The following is a 1,310-nucleotide window of genomic DNA, read 5'->3' as shown; positions in this document are numbered from 1 at the left end:
CACCCATCCTTGTATGATTGAAATTGTTCTGATTTTGATTGAAGGTGCAAGTAACATCATCAGTTCACTGGGGAAGCCGTCCCATCCTGAAGACAGACCTTGGCGTCTGAGCTTGTAGGTAGATTGGCTCCCCGCCCTATTCGCCAATACCGCGGAGTATCTCAGGCTTCGAGCCTGCATTCGCAAGGATGGTAGGCGCTTATGCAGGGTCAGGGAACCAGTGACATTGTATCTCAACCTCATTCCAGGATTCATCATGACAACTGAAACGATTTCAAAGAGCTCTACGCTGATCTTCGCTGGCATTGATGTCGGTGCCACAGAATTGCTGCTGGTGATCCGCAAAAATGCAACCTCCATGAAGGTCCAGAAGTTTGCCAACACTCCGGGGGAGCGGCTGCGTCTGCTCAAGCGGCTAACCAAGTTTCCCGGGGTGACTGTGTGTCTGGAGGCCACTGGCGTGTATCACCTCGATTTGGCGCTGGCACTGGCTGATGCCGGGGTGCGGCTGATAGTGCTCAATCCCAAGGCCGCGCATAACTTCGCCAAGGTGTTGCTGAAGAATAGCAAGACCGACGCGGTGGACGCCGACACGCTGGCGCAGTACGCCGAGCGCATGCCTTATCAGCCTTGGCTGCGTCCCGCAACCGAGACCCTGATGCTGCGCACCCTTGCTCGGCGTATCAACACCCTCACGCGCAATAAGGCGGCGGCAAAGAATCAGCATCACGCGCTCACCTTCAGTCCAGAGACGCCCAAAGCGGTCCTGCGCGACTTGAAGCTGTCGATTGCGCAACTGGAGAAGCGTATTGACCACCTCGCCATGGAAGCCAAAACCTTAATCCAAGCGCATCCGACGCTCTCACGCCCTTTTGCCTTGCTGCTCACAGTCAAGGGCATCGGCGAGACCAGCGCCATCGCTCTTCTGGGTGAGTTGATGCTGTTGCCCGCCGAGTTGAGCCACAAGCAATGGGTCAAGGCCGCCGGCTTGGACCCGCGCCACTTCAAGTCCGGAACCAGCGTGGAGAAGCGTGCCCGTATCTCCAAGGCCGGCAACCGCTATATCCGCCAGGCCCTCTATCTGCCGGCCTTGAGCGCGAAAACCCATGACCCCCATGTGAAGGGCTTCTTCGAGCATCTGATCACCCGCGGCAAAACCCCTTTGCAGGGCGTGTGCGCCGTCATGCGTAAATTGCTGCATGCCATCCATGGCATGTTTACCCACAATCAGCCGTTCGATAATCGACGGTTCTATGCGCTTCACGCATGAGGCAGAAAAATCGAAAATTATTGTTGACGGGAACAGAGTA

The 1,310-nt window shown here is 56.3% G+C and carries 1 protein-coding gene; it reads left to right on the top strand.

Annotation, left to right across the window (positions count from 1 at the left end):
• Nucleotides 1-256: 256 nt before the first annotated feature.
• Complete coding sequence (locus BLP78_RS15005) at nucleotides 257-1,270, top strand: IS110 family RNA-guided transposase (RefSeq protein ID WP_090460556.1); 1,014 nt, start codon at nucleotides 257-259, stop codon at nucleotides 1,268-1,270.
• The last annotated feature ends 40 nt before the right edge of the window (nucleotides 1,271-1,310 follow it).

It is taken from the genome of Nitrosospira sp. Nsp1 (assembly GCF_900100985.1).
Lineage (GTDB): Bacteria > Pseudomonadota > Gammaproteobacteria > Burkholderiales > Nitrosomonadaceae > Nitrosospira.
The sequence above is the reverse complement of the archived record's forward strand: the minus strand, read 5'-3'. Positions and strand labels throughout refer to the sequence as shown.

Bases quoted from the DNA above. Each gene is read 5' to 3' on its own strand.
- BLP78_RS15005 (WP_090460556.1), top strand. From the start codon at position 257: ATGACAACTGAAACGATTTCAAAGAGCTCTACGCTGATCTTCGCTGGC.